The 20,441-nt window shown below is 60.2% G+C and carries 18 protein-coding genes and 1 pseudogene; 11 read left to right on the forward strand and 8 right to left on the reverse strand.

Going from position 1 to position 20,441, the window contains the following annotated elements:
- Positions 1 to 366: 366 nt before the first annotated feature.
- Positions 367 to 2,184: a hypothetical protein gene (locus tag ACYVKR_RS10170; protein WP_460480760.1), complete on the forward strand. Its 1,818-nt coding sequence runs from the start codon at positions 367 to 369 to the stop codon at positions 2,182 to 2,184.
- A 124-nt stretch (positions 2,185 to 2,308) separates the two neighbouring features.
- Here the strand turns inward: ACYVKR_RS10170 and ACYVKR_RS10175 are convergent, their stop codons facing one another.
- The 5 genes from ACYVKR_RS10175 to ACYVKR_RS10195 form a co-directional block, all read right to left on the reverse strand.
- The gene (locus ACYVKR_RS10175) at positions 2,309 to 4,303 is read right to left on the reverse strand and encodes a DUF3732 domain-containing protein (protein ID WP_460480761.1); all 1,995 of its coding nucleotides are present in this window, start codon (positions 4,301 to 4,303) and stop codon (positions 2,309 to 2,311) included.
- The gene (locus tag ACYVKR_RS10180; RefSeq protein ID WP_460480762.1) at positions 4,303 to 4,803 is read right to left on the reverse strand and encodes a three component ABC system middle component; all 501 of its coding nucleotides are present in this window, start codon (positions 4,801 to 4,803) and stop codon (positions 4,303 to 4,305) included. The genes ACYVKR_RS10175 and ACYVKR_RS10180 overlap by 1 nt, the downstream gene beginning before the upstream one ends.
- Positions 4,800 to 5,870: an ABC-three component system protein gene (locus ACYVKR_RS10185; protein WP_460480763.1), complete on the reverse strand. Its 1,071-nt coding sequence runs from the start codon at positions 5,868 to 5,870 to the stop codon at positions 4,800 to 4,802. Before ACYVKR_RS10185 ends, ACYVKR_RS10180 begins: the two co-directional genes overlap by 4 nt.
- 229 nt (positions 5,871 to 6,099) lie before the next feature.
- Positions 6,100 to 6,804: a DarT1-associated NADAR antitoxin family protein gene (locus ACYVKR_RS10190; protein ID WP_460480764.1), complete on the reverse strand. Its 705-nt coding sequence runs from the start codon at positions 6,802 to 6,804 to the stop codon at positions 6,100 to 6,102.
- Between the two features lie 7 nt (positions 6,805 to 6,811).
- Positions 6,812 to 7,450, reverse strand: a complete 639-nt coding sequence (locus ACYVKR_RS10195; protein ID WP_460480765.1) for a DarT ssDNA thymidine ADP-ribosyltransferase family protein — start codon at positions 7,448 to 7,450, stop codon at positions 6,812 to 6,814.
- Positions 7,451 to 7,805: 355 nt separating this feature from the next.
- Between ACYVKR_RS10195 and ACYVKR_RS10200 the strand changes: the two are divergent.
- Positions 7,806 to 8,466, forward strand: a pseudogene (locus ACYVKR_RS10200) (zinc-binding dehydrogenase); the annotation flags it as partial.
- Positions 8,467 to 8,481: 15 nt separating this feature from the next.
- Complete coding sequence (locus tag ACYVKR_RS10205; RefSeq protein ID WP_460480766.1) at positions 8,482 to 9,687, forward strand: MFS transporter; 1,206 nt, start codon at positions 8,482 to 8,484, stop codon at positions 9,685 to 9,687.
- Between the two features lie 161 nt (positions 9,688 to 9,848).
- On the opposite strand, the gene ACYVKR_RS10210 is transcribed toward ACYVKR_RS10205, so the two are convergent.
- Positions 9,849 to 10,655, reverse strand: a complete 807-nt coding sequence (locus ACYVKR_RS10210) for a hypothetical protein (RefSeq protein WP_460480768.1) — start codon at positions 10,653 to 10,655, stop codon at positions 9,849 to 9,851.
- Positions 10,656 to 11,204: 549 nt separating this feature from the next.
- Here ACYVKR_RS10210 and ACYVKR_RS10215 point away from each other — a divergent pair.
- The 3 genes from ACYVKR_RS10215 (at position 11,205) to ACYVKR_RS10225 (ending at position 14,430) form a co-directional block, all read left to right on the forward strand.
- Complete coding sequence (locus ACYVKR_RS10215; protein WP_460480769.1) at positions 11,205 to 12,029, forward strand: DUF932 domain-containing protein; 825 nt, start codon at positions 11,205 to 11,207, stop codon at positions 12,027 to 12,029.
- Between the two features lie 65 nt (positions 12,030 to 12,094).
- On the forward strand, positions 12,095 to 14,161 hold the full coding sequence (locus ACYVKR_RS10220; RefSeq protein WP_460480770.1) for a ParB/RepB/Spo0J family partition protein: 2,067 nt from the start codon (positions 12,095 to 12,097) through the stop codon (positions 14,159 to 14,161).
- Positions 14,162 to 14,250: 89 nt separating this feature from the next.
- Positions 14,251 to 14,430 (forward strand): hypothetical protein, encoded by a 180-nt coding sequence (locus tag ACYVKR_RS10225; protein ID WP_460480771.1) that lies wholly within the window; start codon positions 14,251 to 14,253, stop codon positions 14,428 to 14,430.
- Between the two features lie 127 nt (positions 14,431 to 14,557).
- Here the strand turns inward: ACYVKR_RS10225 and ACYVKR_RS10230 are convergent, their stop codons facing one another.
- Complete coding sequence (locus ACYVKR_RS10230) at positions 14,558 to 14,965, reverse strand: YybH family protein (RefSeq protein WP_460480772.1); 408 nt, start codon at positions 14,963 to 14,965, stop codon at positions 14,558 to 14,560.
- An 87-nt stretch (positions 14,966 to 15,052) separates the two neighbouring features.
- Here ACYVKR_RS10230 and ACYVKR_RS10235 point away from each other — a divergent pair, with 87 nt between their 5' ends.
- The 4 genes from ACYVKR_RS10235 (at position 15,053) to ACYVKR_RS10250 (ending at position 18,255) form a co-directional block, all read left to right on the forward strand.
- Positions 15,053 to 15,400, forward strand: coding sequence for a winged helix-turn-helix transcriptional regulator (locus tag ACYVKR_RS10235; RefSeq protein ID WP_460480773.1), 348 nt, complete (start codon positions 15,053 to 15,055; stop codon positions 15,398 to 15,400).
- Between the two features lie 364 nt (positions 15,401 to 15,764).
- Positions 15,765 to 16,349, forward strand: a complete 585-nt coding sequence (locus ACYVKR_RS10240) for a GNAT family N-acetyltransferase (RefSeq protein ID WP_460480774.1) — start codon at positions 15,765 to 15,767, stop codon at positions 16,347 to 16,349.
- 249 nt (positions 16,350 to 16,598) lie between these two features.
- A complete protein-coding gene (locus ACYVKR_RS10245; protein ID WP_460480775.1) occupies positions 16,599 to 17,090 on the forward strand; it encodes a hypothetical protein in 492 nt (163 codons plus the stop codon).
- Between the two features lie 850 nt (positions 17,091 to 17,940).
- Positions 17,941 to 18,255 carry a DUF736 domain-containing protein gene (locus ACYVKR_RS10250; RefSeq protein ID WP_460480776.1) on the forward strand — a complete coding sequence of 105 codons (315 nt, stop codon included), beginning with the start codon at positions 17,941 to 17,943 and terminating at the stop codon, positions 18,253 to 18,255.
- 933 nt (positions 18,256 to 19,188) lie between these two features.
- Here the strand turns inward: ACYVKR_RS10250 and ACYVKR_RS10255 are convergent.
- Positions 19,189 to 19,476, reverse strand: a complete 288-nt coding sequence (locus ACYVKR_RS10255; RefSeq protein WP_460480778.1) for a helix-turn-helix domain-containing protein — start codon at positions 19,474 to 19,476, stop codon at positions 19,189 to 19,191.
- A gap of 313 nt (positions 19,477 to 19,789) precedes the next feature.
- Here ACYVKR_RS10255 and ACYVKR_RS10260 point away from each other — a divergent pair, with 313 nt between their 5' ends.
- The gene (locus ACYVKR_RS10260) at positions 19,790 to 20,140 is read left to right on the forward strand and encodes a DUF2958 domain-containing protein (RefSeq protein ID WP_460480779.1); all 351 of its coding nucleotides are present in this window, start codon (positions 19,790 to 19,792) and stop codon (positions 20,138 to 20,140) included.
- Positions 20,141 to 20,441 lie beyond the last annotated feature (301 nt).

Genomic DNA, 20,441 nt, shown 5'->3' on the forward strand with positions numbered 1-20,441 from the left:
GGGGCGGGGAGGGTTTGGATGTGGGCAGGACCCCATCGCAGCGGCTTTGGTGAGATGGCAATCATAGGTTGCATCAGCTTTTGTCCATGGCACTATGTGCGCAATTTTTCTGCACCAAGCTTTGGCCCTCAAGGGGATGGACGGTTGCAACGATCGAAATTGCACGAATTTAGTCAGTTCTTGGTTTCAGCTGTCAAGAAAGTGACAGAGCTGCGAAGGGACATGGTGCCTATGCGATGCGGTTGCTTAGATTTTCTGCGATGGCGTGATGATCTCGCACTAGATCTATCGGGACTAAGTCCGGGATCTGGCCCTTAAAATTGCTTGGCGAAAAATTCAACCAAATGGATTACAAGGGGCCTAAGAATGGAAGTCAAACGGCAGGAGTTGTTCGGAACCGCGATCGTGCTCGCGCCAGACAAAGTTGGCACCAATGCGATCCGTATTGCGTTCACGCAACTGGAGCTGACGCAACGCCATCGCATTGCCAGCGGTTTTGTGGATTTGTTCTCCAACCTCGACGGGCTGTATGAGCGGGCCGACCTTATTGCCAATGAGGTTCGGAGTTTGGCGATCGAACAGGCGATGAAGGCGTTGGCTGCGCACGGCCTGTACGAAGTGTCGGAGCAGCAGTTCTTTGAGCAGTTCATGGATCCCTACGATAGCTGGGATCAGGATTTCGAGCCGATCGCTGACGCCTACGAGGCCATGGTCGAGCACACGGCGAACCTAGACGCCTATCGGACCGCGCGGCGCCAGAACCGGGCGAAGTGGGTTGGGCTGAACGAGCACAGCGTGTATCAGGCTGACGGCAAGAACTTCGTCTCTAATGTCGGTCACGGCGTGTTCAACCTCATGGCCAAGGGCGTGACCGCGATCGGCAACGCGATCAAGAAGGATGAAATTTTCAAGAGTCCGCAGACCCTGGTGCGCGTGCGCGACGGCATAGGCGACATCGTCGCTGCAGCACGCGAGGGCACGATCGAGGCGCTGAAAATGCTCAAGCCGGGTGCGGTTTACCTTTACTCGCAGGACGAGGCCGCCCGTGCGGCTGCGATTATCGAACATGTGCGCAAGGGGCGCGTCCCTGACGCGGATCTGCTGCCAGCCTTGCTGCGCGCGATTGATGCATTTCCCTATAACCGAGATGCTTACGTTTTGCTGCTGCAGCATAGCGGCTGCGATGCAGGGCGTTTGGACGAGATTGTTGCGTACTTTGGTTTGGCTGTGTTGGACCCAGAGAGGAAGCAGCTCTTTGAGGTCCGTCGACGTGGCACGGACCTAAGCACCTTAGAAGCCCTTGACGTACACCTGCCCGAGCTCATCGCTTATGCAGAGGCGATCGGTTACACGCCCTTCGCGCAGGAGGCCGTCACGCTGCGCGAGGCCGCCGCTCGTCAAGTCTTCGACAGCCGCGTGCGCATACTCGGTGAAGCCTCGGTAGCCGATATCCAAGCACAGTTGGATGCATTGCGTGTGTATGCAGTTGAACTCGGGATTGACGGAGCCGAGACTGCGCTCGCTCAAGTGCTGACTGCGGCTCGCTTGCGAGAATTCAACCAGGAGGCAGCCAAGCATCCGCTGGCATCGCTTGAGGATTGCGATCGCAGCCTACCGCACCTTGACGCGTATGCACGTCGGATCGGCTTCGACGGCTTCAACGCCTGGGCGGAGATGGCGCGTCAGCGCGCAGCCACGCCCGTCCCCAATAAGGCCAAGGAGGTGCAGACCGTAAGCATCAGCAGCGACGCATCCAACGCCAATGGCAAGGCATCAAGCAAACCCATAGAAATGGTATTGGGCTTTGCAGTGATCGGACTCGTCTCGTTCGGGGGATTCAAAGCGTATGCGCATTTCACGGCACCCGCCGAGACGGCTCCCGCTGCTCTGGTGTTGCCGAAGGAGGCTGCTACACCCATACCGGTCATGGTGCCGCTTGCGCCACCTTCAGCACCGCAGCCCCCGGCGGCCACCTCTGGCGTCGTGGATAGTAAGCAGCTTCGGCCGCTCTCTCCTGCTGCCGAGGAGGCGATCCGCGAGGGCTTCGTCGAGATCAACGACCCCTCCGTTCAAGCCTGCACGGATGCCAAGATCGCAGACTTCCGCAAAGAGATGGGTGAGGACGCTGTGTTGAGGTTCGACATTCACAACGAGTTCGCCGTTGATTGCGGCTTTAACATCTGAGAGCATCTAGCGCGGCCTATAGCCCTGATCCATCAAGATGGGCGCCAGATCCTTGTCCACTTCGCAGCGGAAACGGAGATGAGTCGAACCTATCTATGGCGAACCGCTGGAGTTCGTTGCGTGGCTATGTAGCTACGCCATCAGTATCGCCTTCAATCCATCTCATGGGAACGAGTTTAGTGCCGTCACGCCACTCTTTCAGACCTACGACTCCAGGTATGTCGCCCCAAAGGTCGCGTGGCGCGTGATCTAGTACGATCACTTGAAGCTTACCCTCGGCTTTTTCCACCACTTTCGCTAAAACCTCGAAAGCCTTGTGCACCGCGGCAATGTCTTCATCACGCAATAGTGGCTCGGGCTCATCGTCTCTTGGCTGTCGGCCGACATGCTTGGGGAAATAGACTTGGCTAGGCTGATCCAATACCAGAAAGCTTGGAACCGGGTTATTCGGCTGGGACAAATAGAACTGATGTAGCGCCAGCAGCATGGCCAAATGGTAAGAAAGCCAGTTCGATCCACTGCCAATCTCTGACAAGTAGTCGTCGCGATCAGCACCTCTGACCTTAATCGTGAGATCGCTGATCTCCAACGAGATTGGATCGTCGGCATTCTCGACATCCAAGAATGGCAGCAGCCGGCCAGCGTAGCCGTTGACAGCATTTAGCGCGCGGCGCTTACGGGATTCCACATCCTGTTCCCGCAGCTCGGCTTCCAGTCCTTTCACTGTTTCGCGTAGTTTGTCCACCTCCTCTGTGAGGCCTCTGTCACTGCCCAGGCGTCGGTGCAGGTCTAGAGCAGACTCAAGATTCCCGACGAAGCGCTCCGCCTTCTTGGCGGCAAACTGCCGTTCATTGGCTTCTTTCGATCGGCTCGACAGCGCACGTTTGCGGATTTGCACCGAACGGAGACGCTCCGTTGTCAGGGCGACTTCGGCTGTTACGCGCTGCAATTCACGGTCGAACGCTGCGGGAACCTCCTTGTCAATACCTGCTTCGGCCTCTACCTCCTGCAGTCTGGCGGACAAGACTTCCAACTTGCCGCGAGCCGATGCAGTGTGGCTGCCGCACATCGGGCAATCTGCCTCGCTATCAGTGTGTCCGGCTAGCCAACTTGATAGCTGTAGCCGGCCGCGTTGTAATGCAAGCGCAGTCTCATATTGATCGCCACTGACGCGCATGCGATTCATCTCTTCCAACCTGTGCCGCAGAGTAGTCAACTCGCGCGAAACGCCGCGTTCTTCGTTCTCCAAATTGCTGAGTTCGCTTAGCGCCTCGGAGATCGTTGAAGAGCTGACGGCAATTGTTAGGTCAGTGCGTGCAACGACTTCTTCTAACAACTCAATCATCTGCCCTCGTGTTGGCTGCGATTCTGGTTTCGGCGTTAAGCCAAGTTCCTGGGCTTCACTGAACTTTGCGGTGAGGTCGGCCAGCCAGCGAGCCGATACATCCTGCGCTTCTTTGAGCTCACGCTCTTTCCGTCGAAGTTCAGATCTTGTTCTTCCCAGTTCAAACTGCTTGGCCATTAGGCTTGGTGTTACGGCACCCAGCACATACGGGAAGATCTTGCGTAGCTTTTCCCGGTGCTCATAGGTATTGGTCTTAAAGAACAGCACGTCTGGGTTGGCCACGATGTTCTGTGGCTGGAACGTGAAGGCGGCAAGGTCCCGGAAACTCGGCCGCCCGTCGAAACCTATGGACTCATCACCTCCGGTGAAATCCAGCTTCGATAGTCCGGCAAGATCATCGAGCAGCTGTTTGACAGCCTCAGCATTAGTGTTCTTGACGATACGTTCCGGTATCTCTTCAATTGAATCGGCCTCCATGAGGAACATGTCGTCAGTGCAGCGTTGCGTGCCGGGCTCACGTCGTGCCAGAAGCTTGTCGCCCTGCGACGTCGCAACAATTACTCCGAACCATTCGCAGTATTTGCGGATGGTTTTGACAGGTATTGAGCAAGTGCTTGACCCAAGGCAGTAGTCAATGATGGGAATGACAGCGGATTTGCCGGTACGCGAAGCACCGCTGATCACATTGACCTTGCCGAGATCAAACCGTAGTCTGCGAGGTCTGAACGCTGGATTGCGGGGCCAAAGTACGATTGAGCGGATCTGGAAGAACATCAGAGCCTTACCTTCAGTGTTGTCGTTATTTCGTGTAGGGTTAGCGCGCCACACCAGGCGCCTAACTTCTCCGCATCGCTCATCAGCTGCTTGACTTCATCCGGCAGGCTGCGCGCTTTGGTTTTGGACAAAGGCATGGCTTCGCCAGACTCAGTCAGATGGATTAGACGCCCAGCCGCGGCTAGTTCGATCGACTGTAGCGTTAACGTTCGCCAGCGGATTGATCGTTCGTGGATTTGCAGTAGAAGATCCTGCTTTGATACCTTGGAGTCACCAAACTTGGCTGCGAATGCTCGTAATCCAGAGCTGGGTCTGGTGCTGTGCAGCAGACCTGCAGTGGCTTGGTGAAGCACGATTGGCAATACCAGAAACAGTGCCGGCAGTGCAGGTGCATCCCCCGTTGGATGGGCTGTCACGTAGGCGCAGCAAAAACGCCAGAGGATGGCGGCGCCGAGAGCGGGATTCTGAACGTTTTGTGCCTCTTTGGCCAGCATCGTCATCCCGCCCTTTTCTGCTTAAGTTGGAGTTCAAATTGAGGATGCCAGCCAATGGTCAAGTCGTCGGCGAGTCGGTGGAGGCAGCCAGGAATGAAATGTCCTGGCACGTCTTTTTCTTGCACGGCAAGGTTATCCTGCATGCAGTCAGCATAAAGAGCCAAGCCCTGCAGGTCTGGACTTTTATCTCCATGAGTTACCTTACAGACAAGGAACTTGTTTCTCCAACTACGTTTGAGGTCGATGTCCAGTTCCTCAAACGAGGTCGGATCCACCTCTCCGCTAATGGCCCAAGCGGTCCGATCAGCTGCCGCCATCAGATAGTCGCTCACTGCCTCGAGTTTGTCTTCAAACGGCAGCCCGATTAGATCCAGCTGCTGCACAAACACCCTTGGTAGCTGGCCCTCCGCCTCTTGGGAGCTAGGCCGCCTTGCTTGACTGCGAAGTACAGTGTCTCTATCGATTTTGCGGACGTAGGCGGCATACCATGTTTGGAAATCGTCACTCGCAATGATCGCTGGCTTTCCTGCCTCTAGCAGTTCGTCAATGCGTCGTTTCACGACACCGCTCATATGGTCGGCAATGTCCCGAACCTTGCTTTTGGAAACGGGGTGTGTCCTGATGATCGCTTCAACATCCGCTTGGGGACTGCCTGAGCCGCAATTTAGGGTGAAGTTCTTGATGATCTGGACAACTTGAGCTGGATCTGCATTGAAAACGTTCTGGACATACGAGGCTATCTCGGTCGCGACCTTTTCGCGTTCGGGGTAGTTTGGAGCGTTTCCCCAAAGTGTGGAGCGTGCAAGCAGAATCGCACTTTGAGCGGACTCCAGTGTGGCGGCGGCAGAGAAAGCGTCAACGAGCATTCCCGAAACGGGGCGTGACACGTAAATTTCAAATATTGTGCGATCAGGCTCGCAGCCGCCGGCAGCAGCCAAGGTGACCCAGTTAGAGAGGGTCTTCCAAAGCGACTTTGCACGATCCGCCACCGGGTTTGCTGTAAGTGCGCTTTTGCTTTGACCAAGTTTGGCTCCGTGAGCATCTACTTGTGCGACGTCATCCAAATATTCCATGCTACAGGCGCTTCCTGGAGGTGCCTGTAGCAGCATCTGGAGGAGCCGGGTGTATTGAAGCCCTATGCCGAGTGCTTGACCTGGAACTTCGGTCTTACGCCTTCGTGAAGAGGTTGTCCTGCCTGTAGATATTGTCATGCCGCGCCCTCGTGAACATTTGAAGCATCATCTTACAAGTGAAGATGCAAATCTTGAAAGGACAACTACCACTTCAAATTTGGCCAAGCGGCTACATTTGAAAGCCTGTTTGTATCGTGTCATCTTGCCGCGCATTGCTGATCGCAGCGCTGCTTACAATTCTTAGGAATGCCTCTTTGGAGGAGGTCACCTCTTCCAGAAGGCGGCGTTTATGCAGAGAGATGTAGAGCGCAACGGCATACGCTTGGCAGTTGATGGAGCGCTCCGGATTGAACTCGATATCGGTAAAGGCCGAAAAATCCAAGAGCTGAGTGGCCAGGTTTGGGGCTTTCTTAAGAGCATTGATATAGAGCCAGTCATAAAACGCTGTTTGAGGCTCCAATCCCCAGTCCGTGCCAAAGAAGCGAAACCCAAGGAGGTTGCCTGATGAGCGCAGCCGTTCATCCTTTTTTGCCTCTCGCGAGGTCATGCCAAAGATGTCGACAAACGGCCCACCATGCTCGAAGACCTTGCTGCCTTGATAGGCACACTCTACGCTGAAGGTGCGGTTAAATTTGACTGTTGTGAAGGTGAGATTGAACGCGCTGAGCGCTACACCTAGCTCCCTTCGAGATTTGCTGGAGACTTCCAGCACGCTACTGATGCCTGGAAGCTTGCACGCGGCCGCATGTAGGGAGTCAACAGATTTCTGCTTTTGTGACGCGGCCATGCCGGCGAACCACTGGAAATCGACGTGACGTGTCCTTACTAGTGCGGGCCCTTCAATGGCTGGAATGAAGATGGGTCTCTCTGCCATGAGTCAACTATTGGAACTTCCGAACGTAGCTGCGGTTAGCAAAAAATCCTTTGTTCGGATGGTAAACCTTGGTCTTTCGTTCACCGACATGTGGTTTGTACCTAGCAAAGACGGCCTCCTTATCGAAGGCCACACCAAAAATATACCGAGGTTCAATGACATCGAACACTAGCACTTCTGCTTGAACATCGGTTGGATCGTATGCCTTCAAGTTGTCATCGGCGCGTGGAGTGGAACCTTCGATTTCGTCGTACATACCAACGAACGCCTGAGCGGTCATTAAATCTTGGATGGGCTGGCTACTGATTCGGGCATTGGCAGCATTGTGACGACAGAATGCACACGGTTTTTCCCAGAGAATTGACGAATAAAGGCCGAGAACCGCCCAGTCCTCCTCGGGTTCCTCTTGGCGGTATTTGTAGAACATTTGGCTGTTGGGGAAGGCGATAGAGACAGAGGTGCTGTCGGGATGGCCATCCCAGCGATGTTGGTCATTGATACGCGGGATGACACCAATTTCTGCAATGCGTTCAATGGGATACAAGCCATGCTGCATGATTGTTGGCAGGTTTACTGCGCGCGTAAAGTGCCAGAGATGGGGAACTTGGACTTGGACGGCGTGTGCGTGAATGGCCTGCCTTGGCATGATGTCGCCTTCTTTGTATCTATTACATATATGCTTATATTGTTACAGAATTGTAGGTAAGTCACGAGAGCAATTCAGACTTGGCGGTGAGTGTCGGGTAAGTACCTGTGCCGGCCTTTAACCGTATGCATCTTTACCTCAAATGATCTCTTTCAGTATCGTTGCCAAGAGCACGTAACGAAATCTCTCAATGGAAATCCCGGCTCCCATCTGCCAGCCTTCCCAGTAGCGGTGTCAAATCCTCCAGCCGGCTCGTCACTAAGTTGCAGACCTCGCCTTCGCGTTGCCAGCGGCCATGCACGCCAGCAGCTTGGAATGCATGGCGCTGGCTAATCTTGGTCCAGACCACGACCTGTATGCGGAGATGATGCTGGCGTGGAGCACGGGATTGGTCGCCATCCCTGACGAGCTGCGTTCGGAGGAGGCAGTGCCCATTCTGTGCGCGGGCATCGCGACCTTCAATGCAGTGAAAAAATGCGGTGCGCAGGCCGGCGACACCGTGGCGATCCTGGGCATCGGTGGCCTCGGGCACATGGCGCTGCAATACGCGCGGCGCATGGGTTCCGCGTTGTCGCCATCGGGCGCGGCGGCGACATCGCGGCGGATGCGCTGGCGCTGGGCGCTCACGTCTATATCGACAACCGCGCGGAAGATGCTGCCACGAGACTCAAGAGCATGGGCGGTGCCCAGGCCCTCGTGACCACGATCGACCGTGCCGATACCGTATCGGCATTACTGGCGGGCCTGGCGTCGGAGGGGCGGCTGGTCCTGCTGGATCCCAGCAAAGGCCCATTGCAGGTGCCTGGCGGACTGCTCGTCGGTGGCCAGCGCGGCATTCTGGGCTCCTGACCGGCACGCCCCATGACAGCGAAAAAGCACTGGATTTCAGTGTGCTGGTGGATGTGCGGCCGCGCATCGAAGTCCTGCCCATGGCGCAGGCGTCTGAGGCGCTGTGCAGGCCGAAGTCCGGCGACGTCAAATTCCGCATGGTGCTGACCATGGATCACCAACACTGAGATCCTAGCGAAAAAATGACAGGCAACAGCACGACTTCAGCCCCCCATTCCCTCGCTGTCCTGCCCGAGAAGGTGCAGCGCGGCAATATCTGGCGCCTGTGCATTGCCCAGGCGCTCGCCGGCGCCAACTCGGTGGTGGTCTATGCCACGGGCGCCATCGTCGGCGACATGCTGGCGCCAACCCCGATGCTGGCCACCTTGCCGATTTCCATCTTCGTGGTCGGCATGGCGGCGTGCATTCTGCCTGTAGGCGCCATCACCCGGCGGCATGGCCGGGGGACTGCCTTTCTGGCGGGAACCGGGGCAGGAGCCCTGGCGGGTCTGCTCGCCATGCTCGCCGTCATCCTGGGCTCGTTCTGGCTGTTTTGCCTGGCGACGTTCCTGGGCGGCAGCTACGCGGCCGTGGTGCTGTCGTTCCGTTTCGCGGCCGCCGATGGCGTGGAACCCAAGCGCCGGCCCTGTGCACTGTCACTGGTCATGGCCGGAGGCGTGGTCGCCGGGGTCGTGGGGCCGCAACTGGTGACCTGGACGATGGACTGGTGGCCGCCGCACCTGTTCGCCGCGACCTACCTGTTCCAGGCCGCCGTGGCTGCGGTGTCGGCGCTGATCCTGCTCGGCGTGAAGCTGCCGCCCATGCCCACGGCCGCCGAAATGGCCGGCGGGTGGCCCCTCGCCGAGATCGCGCACCAGCCGCGCTTCATCGCTGCGGCCATCGCGCGCGCGGTGTCGTACATGCTGATGAACTTCCTGATGACCGCGGCGCCGCTGGCGATGCACCTATGCGGGCATTCGCAGGCCTCGGCCAACCTGGGCCTGCAATGGCATGTCATCGCGATGTATGTGCCCAGCTTCTTCACGGGCAACCTGATTGCGCGCTTTGGCGCTGGACGCATGGCGGCGGCGGGGCTGGTCTTAACCGGGATTGCCGCCGTCGCAGGGCTGCGTGGTGTCGATGTGGCGCACTTCTGGTGGATGCTGATCCTGCTGGGCCTGGGCTGGAATTTCGGGTTTCTCGGCGCTTCCGCGCTGGTGCTGGAGTGCCACAGGCCCGAAGAAAAGACACGGGGTCAATCCCTCCGCGATTTCATCGTCTTCGGCCTGATGGCGATCGGATCGTTCTCCTCGGGCGGCGTGCTGTCCGCCTATGGCTGGAACACCGTGTTGTGGGTGTCGTTCGTTCCACTGGCGCTTGCCTCCGTGGCGCTGGTCGCAGCGATGTGAAGGAATGCCGCCAGTGAGGCGCCCATAAGGCACGGTCAATAGGGCCTGGGCGCTCAGTTCGCTGTCTGCAGGTTCATCACGGCGTTGATTGTGTCGGCCAATACTGGGGCCATGATGAAACCATCGGGGCTACCGGCTAGATGGGCTGCCTTTGGCATGCTTCACTGCGGGGCTCCTGCGCTTGCTTGCCGGGAGCCCCGACGTGACTGGCGGCGCCGGCGGGGCTCTTCTATTGCCGTTTCTTGGCCAGGTTCGGCGTGGGTTTTCGTGTGGCGGATTGCATACTCGAGCAGGCTTGCTACTTGCTGAGGCCGTTCACGTTGACCATGCGCATGGAAGGCGATGAGGTAGAAGCAAGCAGCCAAGATCAGCGGCAACCACAGGTATATATTGATATCGCTCTTGAGGAGCGTCGATGCGGCCATGGCCGAAGCCGCGAATGCGGGAAACAGACCGAGCTTGCGCAGATCACCGGTGAGCAAACCGACTCGGCCGTCAAAGATGTCCCAGCGATGGCGGTACTGCAGCAGCGCGTATTCCAATGTGGCTTTGTCGTAACCGAGGAGTCGGGTCAGGAAGGCTGCGTCGCCGTCCATATCCTGTTGAAGGCGGGTGAGCAATTCTGGAAAGCGTTGCTTTCGATGGCGCCAGAAGACGTATCCCACATTGACGATGGTGAACAGCATGAAGCCCAGCCCGCATAGCAATACCATGGCATAGAGCAGTAGCAGGACCATGGCAAGGTGCTGGGAAGGCCGCGTGTACTGCACGAATGCTGCGATTGCCATGAGCGCTATAGCGGTCAGGTAACCATAAAGCATTGCATTCTCCAAACGGCGCATACGTGTTGAGGGCTCAAATTCACTGTTCTTGCGATGAACCAGTGTCATTTCCTGCAGCAAGGAGAAGAGAGAGGCCAGAGTGTTGGGCTTGAGCATGGTTGGTGTAGCTATTGGATCGTCAGTCATCGCAGTATCCGGCGAATCCAGCAACTGATGATTCCGGGCGTCCCCGGCCACGTGGGAGTTGGCCGGTCGCGCTGTCGTGCGCGTAGCGCATCGAGCCTCGCTGCGCGAGTCTCGCCCCATGCGGGCTCCCATCGTTCCCTCGCTCCACTCGGCTGACGCCTCCGGCCCGGCTTCCAGCTTCGGGCCTGCGCGCTTGCGCTTGCGTGCGGTTCGGCACACAAGGGCGGCCGTTGCCATGTCCAGCCGTCTTCCCTGACTCCATCACCTTGTCCGCGACTGTAGCCCGCGGCCGTGTGCCGTCAAGGCGCGCAGGGCCGTGTCCTCGGCTGCGCCTGCGGGCCGCACCAACCCTGCGCTTGTTTCCTTGACGGCCCCCGTCCACGTGCTCCCTTTCGTCGCGGGCGATGAACTCAGGAAAGACGGTGAGAACCAGGCCAAGAGGGCCAACCGGGTTCCTCGTGCCGACCGCACCGAACAGCCGCAAGGCTGGGCTCCGAATCTAGGAATCCGGTGTGCGGTTTTCTTCAACAGCCAAGTCAGGAGAAAGACATGCTCGCATCCCGTTTCGCCAACCATTCCCCCGCACTGCGTTCCGACCATCCCCTGTCGGATGACCAAATTCGCAGGGTAGCCCCCTCCATCTTCGCGGATGCCCCGCATGAGAGCCGTTCCGAGCGGTACGCCTATATCCCCACGGCCACGGTCTTGACCGAGCTGCGCAAGGAAGGGTTTCAGCCCTTCATGGCGTGCCAGACCCGTGTGCGCCACGAGGGGCGGCGCGAGCACACGAAGCACCTATTGCGCCTGCGCCATGCCAGCCAGATTAATGGCGCGGAAGCCAATGAAATCGTGCTGCTGAACTCGCACGATGGCACCAGCAGCTACCAGATGCTGGCTGGTCAGTTCAGATTCATCTGTGCCAATGGGCTGGTGTGTGGCGACACCTTTGCAGATGTGCGCGTGCCCCACAAAGGCGACGTGGCGGGGCAGGTCATCGAGGGCGCTTTCGAGGTGCTGCGCGGCTTCGACCGGGTGCAGGAATCCCGCGACCTGATGCGCGGCATCACCCTGGACGATGGCGAATCCCAAGTGTTCGCCCGTGCCGCGCTGGCCCTCAAATACGACGACCTGAACAAGCCCGCACCCGTGACGGAATCGCAAATCCTGATGCCGCGCCGCTTCGAGGATCGCCGCCCGGATTTGTGGTCTGTCTTTAACCGCACCCAAGAAAACCTCACAAAAGGCGGCCTGTCCGGGCGCAGCGCCAACGGACGCCGCCAGCAGACCCGCCCTGTGCAGGGCATTGATTCCGACATTCGACTGAACCGCGCCCTGTGGCTACTGGCCGATGGCATGCGTCAGCTCAAGGCCTGACCGTTCCCCCGCTGGAGGGGCGGTTTCCCCTCCATTCCCTTGTTTCACTCGATTGGAGATTTACCATGAACGCCGTTACCACTACCGAAACCCGCGCCGTCCACATCGCAGCCAGCGACGGCGCCAACGCGCTGCAGGCCGCCGACCCGAGCAAACACATGATTCTGGTTCCGCTGTCGCGGCTGGTGCTGCGCCCCACGGGCCGCAACGTGCGCAAGACCGTTCCGCGCATGTCCATCCCCGAACTGGCCGCGAGCATCCAGCGCGTGGGCCTGCTGCAAAACCTGATCGTGATTCCCGCCAGCGATGGCGAGCATTACGAGGTGGTCGCTGGTGGCCGACGCCTCGCAGCCCTCAAGCTGCTGGCGAAGAAGCACCGCATCGCCAAGGATTGGGACGTGCCTTGCCTGCAGGTGGCCGATGGCACCGCACGCACCGCCAGCCTCACCGAGAACGTGCAGCGCGAAGCCATGCACCCGGCAGACCAGTTCGAGGCCTTTGCGGCACTGGTGGCCGAAGGCCGGCCCATCGAGGACATTGCGGCGGATTTCTCCGTCACGCCGCTGGTGGTGCAGCGCCGTTTGAAGCTCGCCAACGTCTCGCCCCGGCTGATGGAGGATTACCGGGCCGATGCCCTGAGCCTTGACCAGTTGATGGCCCTGGCCGGGACGGATGACCACGCGGCGCAAGAAGCGGCTTTCTACGAGGCCCCGCAATGGCAGCGCCAGCCGTCCGCGCTGCGCGAACGCCTGACCGAGCGCGAAATCGACGCCTTCCGTCATCCGCTGGTGCGTTTCGTCGGGCTGGAAGCATACGAGCAGGCGGGCGGCGGTATCCGGCGCGATCTGTTCGCAGAGGACGATGCGGGCGTGTACCTGACCGACGCTGCTCTGTTGGAACGGCTGGCGCAAGACAAGCTGGCGGGTATCGCCGCCGAGGTGAAGGCCGAGGGCTGGGCCTGGGTGGATGCTGCGCCCGCCGCCACCTATGCCGACCTGCAAGCCTTCCAGCGTGCGCCGAGGGAACGCCGCGAGCCGAACAAGCGCGAAGCGCAGCGCATCGAGAGGCTGCAAGCCAAGATGCAGGAGGTCGCCGAAGCGGTGGATGCCGCGATGGACGCCGAGAACGAGGACAAGACCGACGCCCTGCAGGAGGAAGGCGAGCGGCTGGGTGAGCAGTTGCAGGCACTGGAAGATGGCTTGCAGGGGTACGGCGCGAACGTGAAGGCCGCAGCCGGAGCCATCGTCACCATCGACCGCAACGGGCAGGCTGTGATTCATCGCGGGCTATTGCGCGAGGCTGAAGCGAAGGCGCTGCGCACGCTCGAAAAGCTGCGCCATGGCTTCAGCGACCCGGATGCTGCGAACGATGATGAAGGCGAGGAAGACCAGCAGCCCAGGGCTGCAGCGATTTCCGACCGGCTGGCTCAGCGCCTGAGCGCCCATCGCACGGCGGCGCTGCAAATCGAGGTGGCCCAGCATCCGCAGGTGGCGCTGGCTGCGCTGGTGCATGGCATGGTGCAGACCGTCCTGCAGGAACGCCACTACGGGCACGGCCTGCCGCTGGGCGTGCGCCTCACGGTGCAAGACCGACTGGAAGGCTTGGCCCCGGACATGCCGGAATCGCCTGCTGCCGTGGCGCTGCGCGAATTGCAGCAAGTCGCGGGCGACGCCTTGCCGAAAGACAGCGCCGAACTGTTCGCCGTGCTGCTGGCGATGGAGCAAGGCGAATTGGTCAAGCTGCTGGCCGTATGTGTGGCTTCCACGGTGGACGTGGTGACGCCGCGTGCCACGGGGCAGCAGCCCGGCACGGAACTGGCGCAGGCCGTGGAGCTGGATATGGCCGCATGGTGGAAGCCGACCGCCGAAGGCTACTTCAAGCATGTTTCCAAGGCTGTGATCCTGGATGCTGTGGGCGCGTTCGCGCCGGATTCTGTCAACCGGCTGGCGAAGCTCAAGAAGGCCGACATTGCCAGCGAGGCCGAGCGGCTGGCGGATGGCACGGGTTGGATGCCTGCCATCTTCAAGGGCGAAGGCCCGCAAGAGGCCGCGCAGGATGCAGGCCCGGAGCAGGAGGCCTCGGAGGATGCCGAAGCCGTGGTGGATGACCCCGCTGAGGCAGTGGCCGCTTGATCTTCGACGCAGTGCAGCGCCCGGAGCCATCCGGGCACTGCCTTGTAAGGAGCCCACCATGCCCATCATCAACACCAGCCGCCGCCCGCGTGGCGTCCATCTACGCACCCGGCACGGTGCGCGCCCGCCGCTGGCACGGCGAAGGCGACGTGCGCGGCTACCGTCCGCCCTCGGGCTGGACGGCCCGTGCCGACCTCACCGACATTCATCCCAGCACGGGCCGCGCCTTGGCGCGGGCCGTGTGGTGGATCGTCGAGACGAAGGAATAGCCGTCATCGGCACTGGCCCCAGCGTTTCGCGCTGGGCCGGTGGATTCAAAATCCGGGCGTGGCGGTGGCCACGCCCGGTGTTGAAGCCCAGCCACGCTGTGGCTATCGCGCCGACTGCGGCGCGACGCTATGGCGCTTGCTGCGCCTGCGACACACGCGGAAGGCTTGCGCCCACGGCGTGGTCGATGACATAGAGCCAGCGGCCATCCGCCTGTTTTCTTATCAGCTCCGCAGAGCTTCCCGAGGCGACAATGGCGCCGTCATCGGCGGCCAGTTCCCAGTCAGCGCGCAGCAGCGCAAGGTCTCCGTGAACGACGCAGAAGTGATTGAGCGAGGTCATTCGACCTGGCACCTGGAGCAGTTGCCCCAGCGCTTTCTCGATCGCGGCCAGGCCGATCAGATCCACGCCTTTGCCATCGCCACATAGTACTGCGTCAGGCTCGTATAGCTGAAGCAAGTTCGTGATGCTCCGGCTGTTGAATGCGTCTGCAAAGGCGGAGTTCATGTGATCCGGTGAGGTGACGGCGAAGGCCATGGTGTCGTTTCCCTGCGTTGAAACGGGCATGATGGATGGGGCGTCCTGTACTCACCAAACGGAAAGGCATGAATGGAGGTTTTCCCCATGAGCGAGCCGGAACTCGATATGCCATCGCCTCGGCATTCCCTGGAATGCCCGGTCGAGGATTGGTTGGGTTTCCTGGGCCACCGCTGGAATGCACTGGTGCTGTGGCATCTGCAGGATGGAATGAAGCGGCACAGCGAACTTGCGGCGCTGCTGCCCGGTGTTTCACCCAAGGTGCTGTCCGAGCGACTGCAGGGGCTAGAGGACCGGGGATTGCTGGAGCGCTGCCCGATGGCAACATTTCCAAGAGGCGTGGGCTACCGCCTGACTGCATCGGGAAAGGCGCTAGTGCCTATCCTTGACCAGCTAGAAGTATGGGCGCGCCAACTCGATCATCCGGCTGCTTGACGTGCGCTGCCGGGCTTTCGGACTGTGTCTCGTGCCGAGCACGGCCATTGGGTGGCATTCCTCACAACACTTCGCACCTGCGGCGCCGCGCGCTTCGCTTTCCTCCAGGTAAAGGCCCTGCGGGCTGCCCCCGCCTCGCATAGTTTGGAGTATCTTGATAAAAATCCCCAAAGATTGGATGGCTGTCCAACTTCTGGGGACAGTTCATGGCCGCGCCCGGTGCTGTGGATGCAGGCAATCCGCTTACAGAGATCGCGTTCAGCGTGGCCTAGTATTTCATTCAAGCCGAAGGCGTTTCGTGGCATGGCTACATTCAAGCGCCAGGCTCATCGAATTCCTGGTGATTTTCCTTGGAGGCAGACCCATGGCAGAACCGGTGGTCAAGACTGCTGCAGCATCCGATGAGGCGTCGGTCATTGCCGTCGTGGCACTGGCGTTCAGTGCGGATCCTGCGGCGCGCTGGACCTGGCCTGATCCGCAGCAATACCTCCGGCATTTCCCCGACTTCGCCAAGGCGCTCGGGGGCAACGCGTTTGCCCACGGGAGCGCCTACTGCGTTTACGGCTACGCTGGTGCGGCGATGTGGCTGCCGCCCGAGGTGAGCCCCGACGAAGAAGTGCTGATCGACCTGTTTCGACGCACGGCGCATGCGCCAGTCCAGAAGGATGTTTTCGCGGTATTCGAACAGATGGGGCGCTACCATCCGCGGGAGCCGCATTGGTTCTTGCCGCTCATTGAGGTCGATCCGTTTCGACAGGGCCAAGGGTTTGGCGCGGCGTTGATGCAGCACGCGCTCATCCCGTGTGATCGCGACCGCACACCGGCCTATCTCGAATCCAGCAATCCCAAGAACATCCCGCTTGATGAGCGGTACGGATTCGAAATGCTGGGCACCATTCAGGTGGGAACCTCGCCGCCCATCTTTCCCATGATCCGCAAACCGCGCTGAGGGGAGCGGAGGGCAGGGGGGCAAATCGGGAACCGACCGTCGCACCGGGTCAACTCCATATTTCCTGAGACTCTTTTGGACGAAGCCTAATGCACCTCGGAATATCTATAGCGATTCCTTACACCGCCAAGGAAAAACACGCGCTCGCCTTGTGTTATTTTTATCGGCGCAAAGGTATTCAGGCAGTTCGGAGGTTCTGGGATGGAAGCGGCAGCACCGCAGTTGAGCCGGTCGCAGAGGCGAGCCCTCGTGAAAGAGGAAAAGAAGAAGCCGCGCCCCGTACGCAGGAAGGGCTCCACGGTCATCAACGCGGTGAGGCACGCGGTCGTTCGCAAGCATTTTGAGGAGCTGCTGGTCACGGCCGACGGGCTGTGCGCATCCAGCCATGACGTCACCGACATCGCTGGAGTGGTGGGCCGGCTGTTGTTTGTGACCGCCAAGGCCGTATCCCTCGAGGAGATGGAAATCGAGGAGCCGGGCGTGATTCGCGCCCTTGCGCTTGCGGAAAGCACCTTGACCCAGATTGTCAAAGCCGGCGATATCGATGCGCAGCAGCGCAAGGATCTGCTGGCAGCGGTGGATTACCTGGACGCCCTGTCCCGGGCGGTTTCGACGGAAGCCCTGGATATGTCGTCCTGGCTGCTGGACCGGCTCATCGCCAAAGGGCCAGACTTTGGCGATGATGAAATCCCGCTGCTCCTGGACAGGATTACCAAGAAGCCAGTGGATTGCCTGCCTTGAGGTGCAGCGGGCCGGTGGCCAAGGCGCACCTGTTCTGCTGGTACCGCGCAAGCATGGGTAAGTAGGACTGTCTCTGGGCGTGTCGGCGCAGAGCGCCGCCGGGCTTTGCGGGCTGTGCCCCGCGCTTCGTGCCGAATCACGGCCATCCGGCTTGGTCCCTCGCGCACCTACGCGCCTGCGGCGCTGCGCGCTTTGCTTGCCTCCAGGGGAAACCGCTGCAGGCTATCCTCGCCGCGCGGGCTTGGCGCCCCTTGAATACCACCGAACCGGCATGCGCCGGATCGGCCAGAGACAGCGCCCCGCCGCAGTGGGCAGTGCTCGGCGGGTACGCCAGGGCTTGCTGCGGCAGGTTGTGTGAATGCGTGCCGCCTGCGACGCTGGCGGTTCGTTGCCTGTGTGTCACGAAGGACGGTTCACGGAGGGGCGCCCAGCCTTGCCTGGTGTTCCAGGCCGCGCTGCCAACATGGCTGCCTGCACGGGATGGGGGCATGTTCCCGCTGGTCGTTGGGAGTGGCCTTGCCTGGGTCAGGGGGGCGTGCCTTTGATGCCTTCGTGCGGGGATGCCGAGCTGGCCATGGCTCCATACGGAGTTGGTTCGGCCCAAGGCGTCCTTGTCTGGTTGTGAATCCTGGCGGGGGCGCGGCTGCGCCTCGGGCTTCATGGCTGCAACCGTCCGGCGAAAACAATTTCCCCTCTGCTGTGCAGATTCCTCGCGGGACAAATTCTTTTCGCCTCCAGGCTCTCCACTGCGTTGCGACCGCAAGCGGTGCCGCCAGCCCATCCCCCGCCGGCCGGATCACAACAAGGACGCGATGGGCGCGAACCTTGTTCAACCGTAAGGAGTTTCATCATGGCAAACATCGGCACCTTCACCGCAGACAAAGACGGCTTCAGCGGCACGCTGCGCAGCCTGACACTCAGTGTCAAGGCCAAGCTGGTTCCCAACGACAAGGGGGACAACGAACACGCCCCCGACTACCGCCTGCAGGCGGGCGGCCTGGAGGTCGGCGCGGCGTGGAAGAAAGTCAGCAAGGCCGAACGCCCCTACATCTCCGTGACCCTGGATGATCCCTCGTTCCCGGCAACGGTCTATGCCCGCCTGATCGAGGGCGAGGACGGCACGCACGACCTGATCTGGTCGCGCAGCAAGCCCCAGGCGGCCTGACCGCCGCCAGCGCCTCGCCCATGCGGTGGGGCGCTGTGCTGCTGATGCAGCGCTGCAGGGAGACCTTGTGGCTGCCCGCGTGTGGCCCTACCGAGCGGCATCTGGATGCGCTGAGTCTGTCGTCATAGAAACACCCTGGCGTGCCGGTGCGATGCACCGTCAGGCTCTTCGGGCTGCGCCCCATGCCTCGTACCGAGTCACGGCCTTGGCGGCTCGATCCTTCACGCCTACGCACCTGCGGCGCTGCGCGCTGCGCTTGCCTCCCGGGGGATCGGCGCCAGGCCCATCCCCGCCGCGCCGTGCTTGGCGCCCCTCGACACCACCGAACCGGCCATGCCGGATCGGGCAGGCATCCTGATATGCCAATGGGCTGCCCGCACTTTGCCATTCGGATACACGCAGGGGTCAACAAGCCTGGTTCTGTCGCGTTATTGAGGAAGTGGCATATGCCATTGGCTAACAGAATCTCGCGAAAGGATGCCATGAAATTTGCATCACTGGCATTGGCCACCGCACTGGCGATGGCATCGGTTCCTGGACGGGCGGAGGTCTACGTGGATGTCGGCATCGGGGTAACCGGACCCTTGATGGTGGCACAGCCTGAGCGTTACTACGCGCCGCCACCCCCTCCGGCTTACTACGCTCCGCCCCCGCCACCGGTCTATGTAGCACCCCGGCCGGTGTACGCGCCGCGCCCCGTGATGGTTGCGCCGCCTCCCGCCTATGGGTCTGACTGGCAATGGCGGGAAGACAATGAGCGGTGGCGCAGAGGGCATCGGCACCACCACCGACGCTGGCAGCGCGAGGCCGACGACGATTGACACATCTCCAGTGCCCGATGGGATGGCGAACGCCCCATCGGGCATCATGGGCGCATGCGCCCGCCATGGACTCTTACAGGCCGTTCCACTCTCGGGGCCGAGCGCCAAGCTGTCATTGCCCGCCGCCGACAATATCCCCCAACTCCCGCCGTACTTGCGCCAGCAACTGGTCAGCCTGCTTTGAACCCTTGCCAGCATAGGCCAGCGTCAGCAGCGTGAGTGGGTGGACTTCCATGACCTCGCACAGTTCGGCCAGCTTGTTCAAGGTGGGGCTCTTGAGGTCGCGCTCCAGCGTACTCATGTAGGTGCGGCTGGAGACGTCGGAAAAGTCTTCCTGGCTCAGACCCCGTGCTTTGCGGATGGTCTTCAACGCCTCCGACAATGTGTGCTTCGCTGCCAAGCTTGGATCTCCCCAAAATCCAAGATGACATTCGATTGCGCCTCATAGGGCTACAATCTATAGTGTTCATTAAGCACGACTTGGCGCTTTTGTGCTTTTACGGAAATCCGTATTTGTGGCTTTGAGCAGGTGAACAAAGCCACATCCGTGCTTTGGCGCAAATCCGCTGATGCGGCTTTGGGTTTTCACGCTTTGGCAGATGCGATGCAAAGCGCATTTGGGCATTCAATCAAACGCGTGACGATGTTTTGCGTTGCCGTATTGAGGATCGCGGTATGCGAGCGCATCATGCTCGTTGCGGAGAGATTCAGTCATGACAGAACCACTCACCACCGACCAGGAGCGTGCGCAGTTGATTGCCAACGGCAGGGATCGTGCGGCGGGCGCTGCCATCGACCCGCTGCCCGTGGTGCGGCTGTTCACCCCAGATGCACACGCCACCTGGCTGCTCGCTGCGCTCGATCCCGCCGATGGCGATACGGCGTTTGGAATCATGGATGTGGGCATCGGCATGCCCGAGTTGGGGGAAATCAAGCTGTCCGATCTGGCTTCCATCGTCGGCCCGAACAAGCAGCCCGTGATGCGGGATCGGTATTTCAAGGCGGTGCGCCCGCTGTCGGAGTATCTGCGGCTGGCCCAGGAAAACGGCTCCATCACCGATTGAGCCATTCGCGCCACGGGCAAGACGGGCGCATTGAGACTATTTGCGTCTGAGTCCAGATCTGCCAAGTCTTAATCCAGACTATTGCAGCGAACGGGTGAGATTCAGGCCCAAACGGCCATGACGGCTGGCGCGGTATTTGGCACGGTGGATCTGGCAGGAGGTGATATTTACCTGACGCTGTCACCGTATTCAGACGATTTGTGCAATGTACCGGATTTGTATTGTCTTGACACGAATTTCACGATCTATCCATGTTTTTAACGATTGGATATTTGATGCGGTAATCCGTGCGCGGTGATGG

It is taken from the genome of Comamonas humi (genome assembly GCF_054782535.1).

Bases quoted from the DNA above. Each gene is read 5' to 3' on its own strand.
- ACYVKR_RS10185 (WP_460480763.1), bottom strand. From the start codon at position 5,870: ATGGAATATTTGGATGACGTCGCACAAGTAGATGCTCACGGAGCCAAA.
- ACYVKR_RS10175 (WP_460480761.1), bottom strand. From the start codon at position 4,303: ATGTTCTTCCAGATCCGCTCAATCGTACTTTGGCCCCGCAATCCAGCG.
- ACYVKR_RS10220 (WP_460480770.1), top strand. From the start codon at position 12,095: ATGAACGCCGTTACCACTACCGAAACCCGCGCCGTCCACATCGCAGCC.
- ACYVKR_RS10230 (WP_460480772.1), bottom strand. From the start codon at position 14,965: ATGGCCTTCGCCGTCACCTCACCGGATCACATGAACTCCGCCTTTGCA.
- ACYVKR_RS10215 (WP_460480769.1), top strand. From the start codon at position 11,205: ATGCTCGCATCCCGTTTCGCCAACCATTCCCCCGCACTGCGTTCCGAC.
- ACYVKR_RS10180 (WP_460480762.1), bottom strand. From the start codon at position 4,803: ATGACGATGCTGGCCAAAGAGGCACAAAACGTTCAGAATCCCGCTCTC.
- ACYVKR_RS10170 (WP_460480760.1), top strand. From the start codon at position 367: ATGGAAGTCAAACGGCAGGAGTTGTTCGGAACCGCGATCGTGCTCGCG.
- ACYVKR_RS10205 (WP_460480766.1), top strand. From the start codon at position 8,482: ATGACAGGCAACAGCACGACTTCAGCCCCCCATTCCCTCGCTGTCCTG.
- ACYVKR_RS10195 (WP_460480765.1), bottom strand. From the start codon at position 7,450: ATGCCAAGGCAGGCCATTCACGCACACGCCGTCCAAGTCCAAGTTCCC.
- ACYVKR_RS10235 (WP_460480773.1), top strand. From the start codon at position 15,053: ATGAGCGAGCCGGAACTCGATATGCCATCGCCTCGGCATTCCCTGGAA.
- ACYVKR_RS10210 (WP_460480768.1), bottom strand. From the start codon at position 10,655: ATGACTGACGATCCAATAGCTACACCAACCATGCTCAAGCCCAACACT.
- ACYVKR_RS10190 (WP_460480764.1), bottom strand. From the start codon at position 6,804: ATGGCAGAGAGACCCATCTTCATTCCAGCCATTGAAGGGCCCGCACTA.
- ACYVKR_RS10240 (WP_460480774.1), top strand. From the start codon at position 15,765: ATGGCAGAACCGGTGGTCAAGACTGCTGCAGCATCCGATGAGGCGTCG.
- ACYVKR_RS10260 (WP_460480779.1), top strand. From the start codon at position 19,790: ATGACAGAACCACTCACCACCGACCAGGAGCGTGCGCAGTTGATTGCC.
- ACYVKR_RS10250 (WP_460480776.1), top strand. From the start codon at position 17,941: ATGGCAAACATCGGCACCTTCACCGCAGACAAAGACGGCTTCAGCGGC.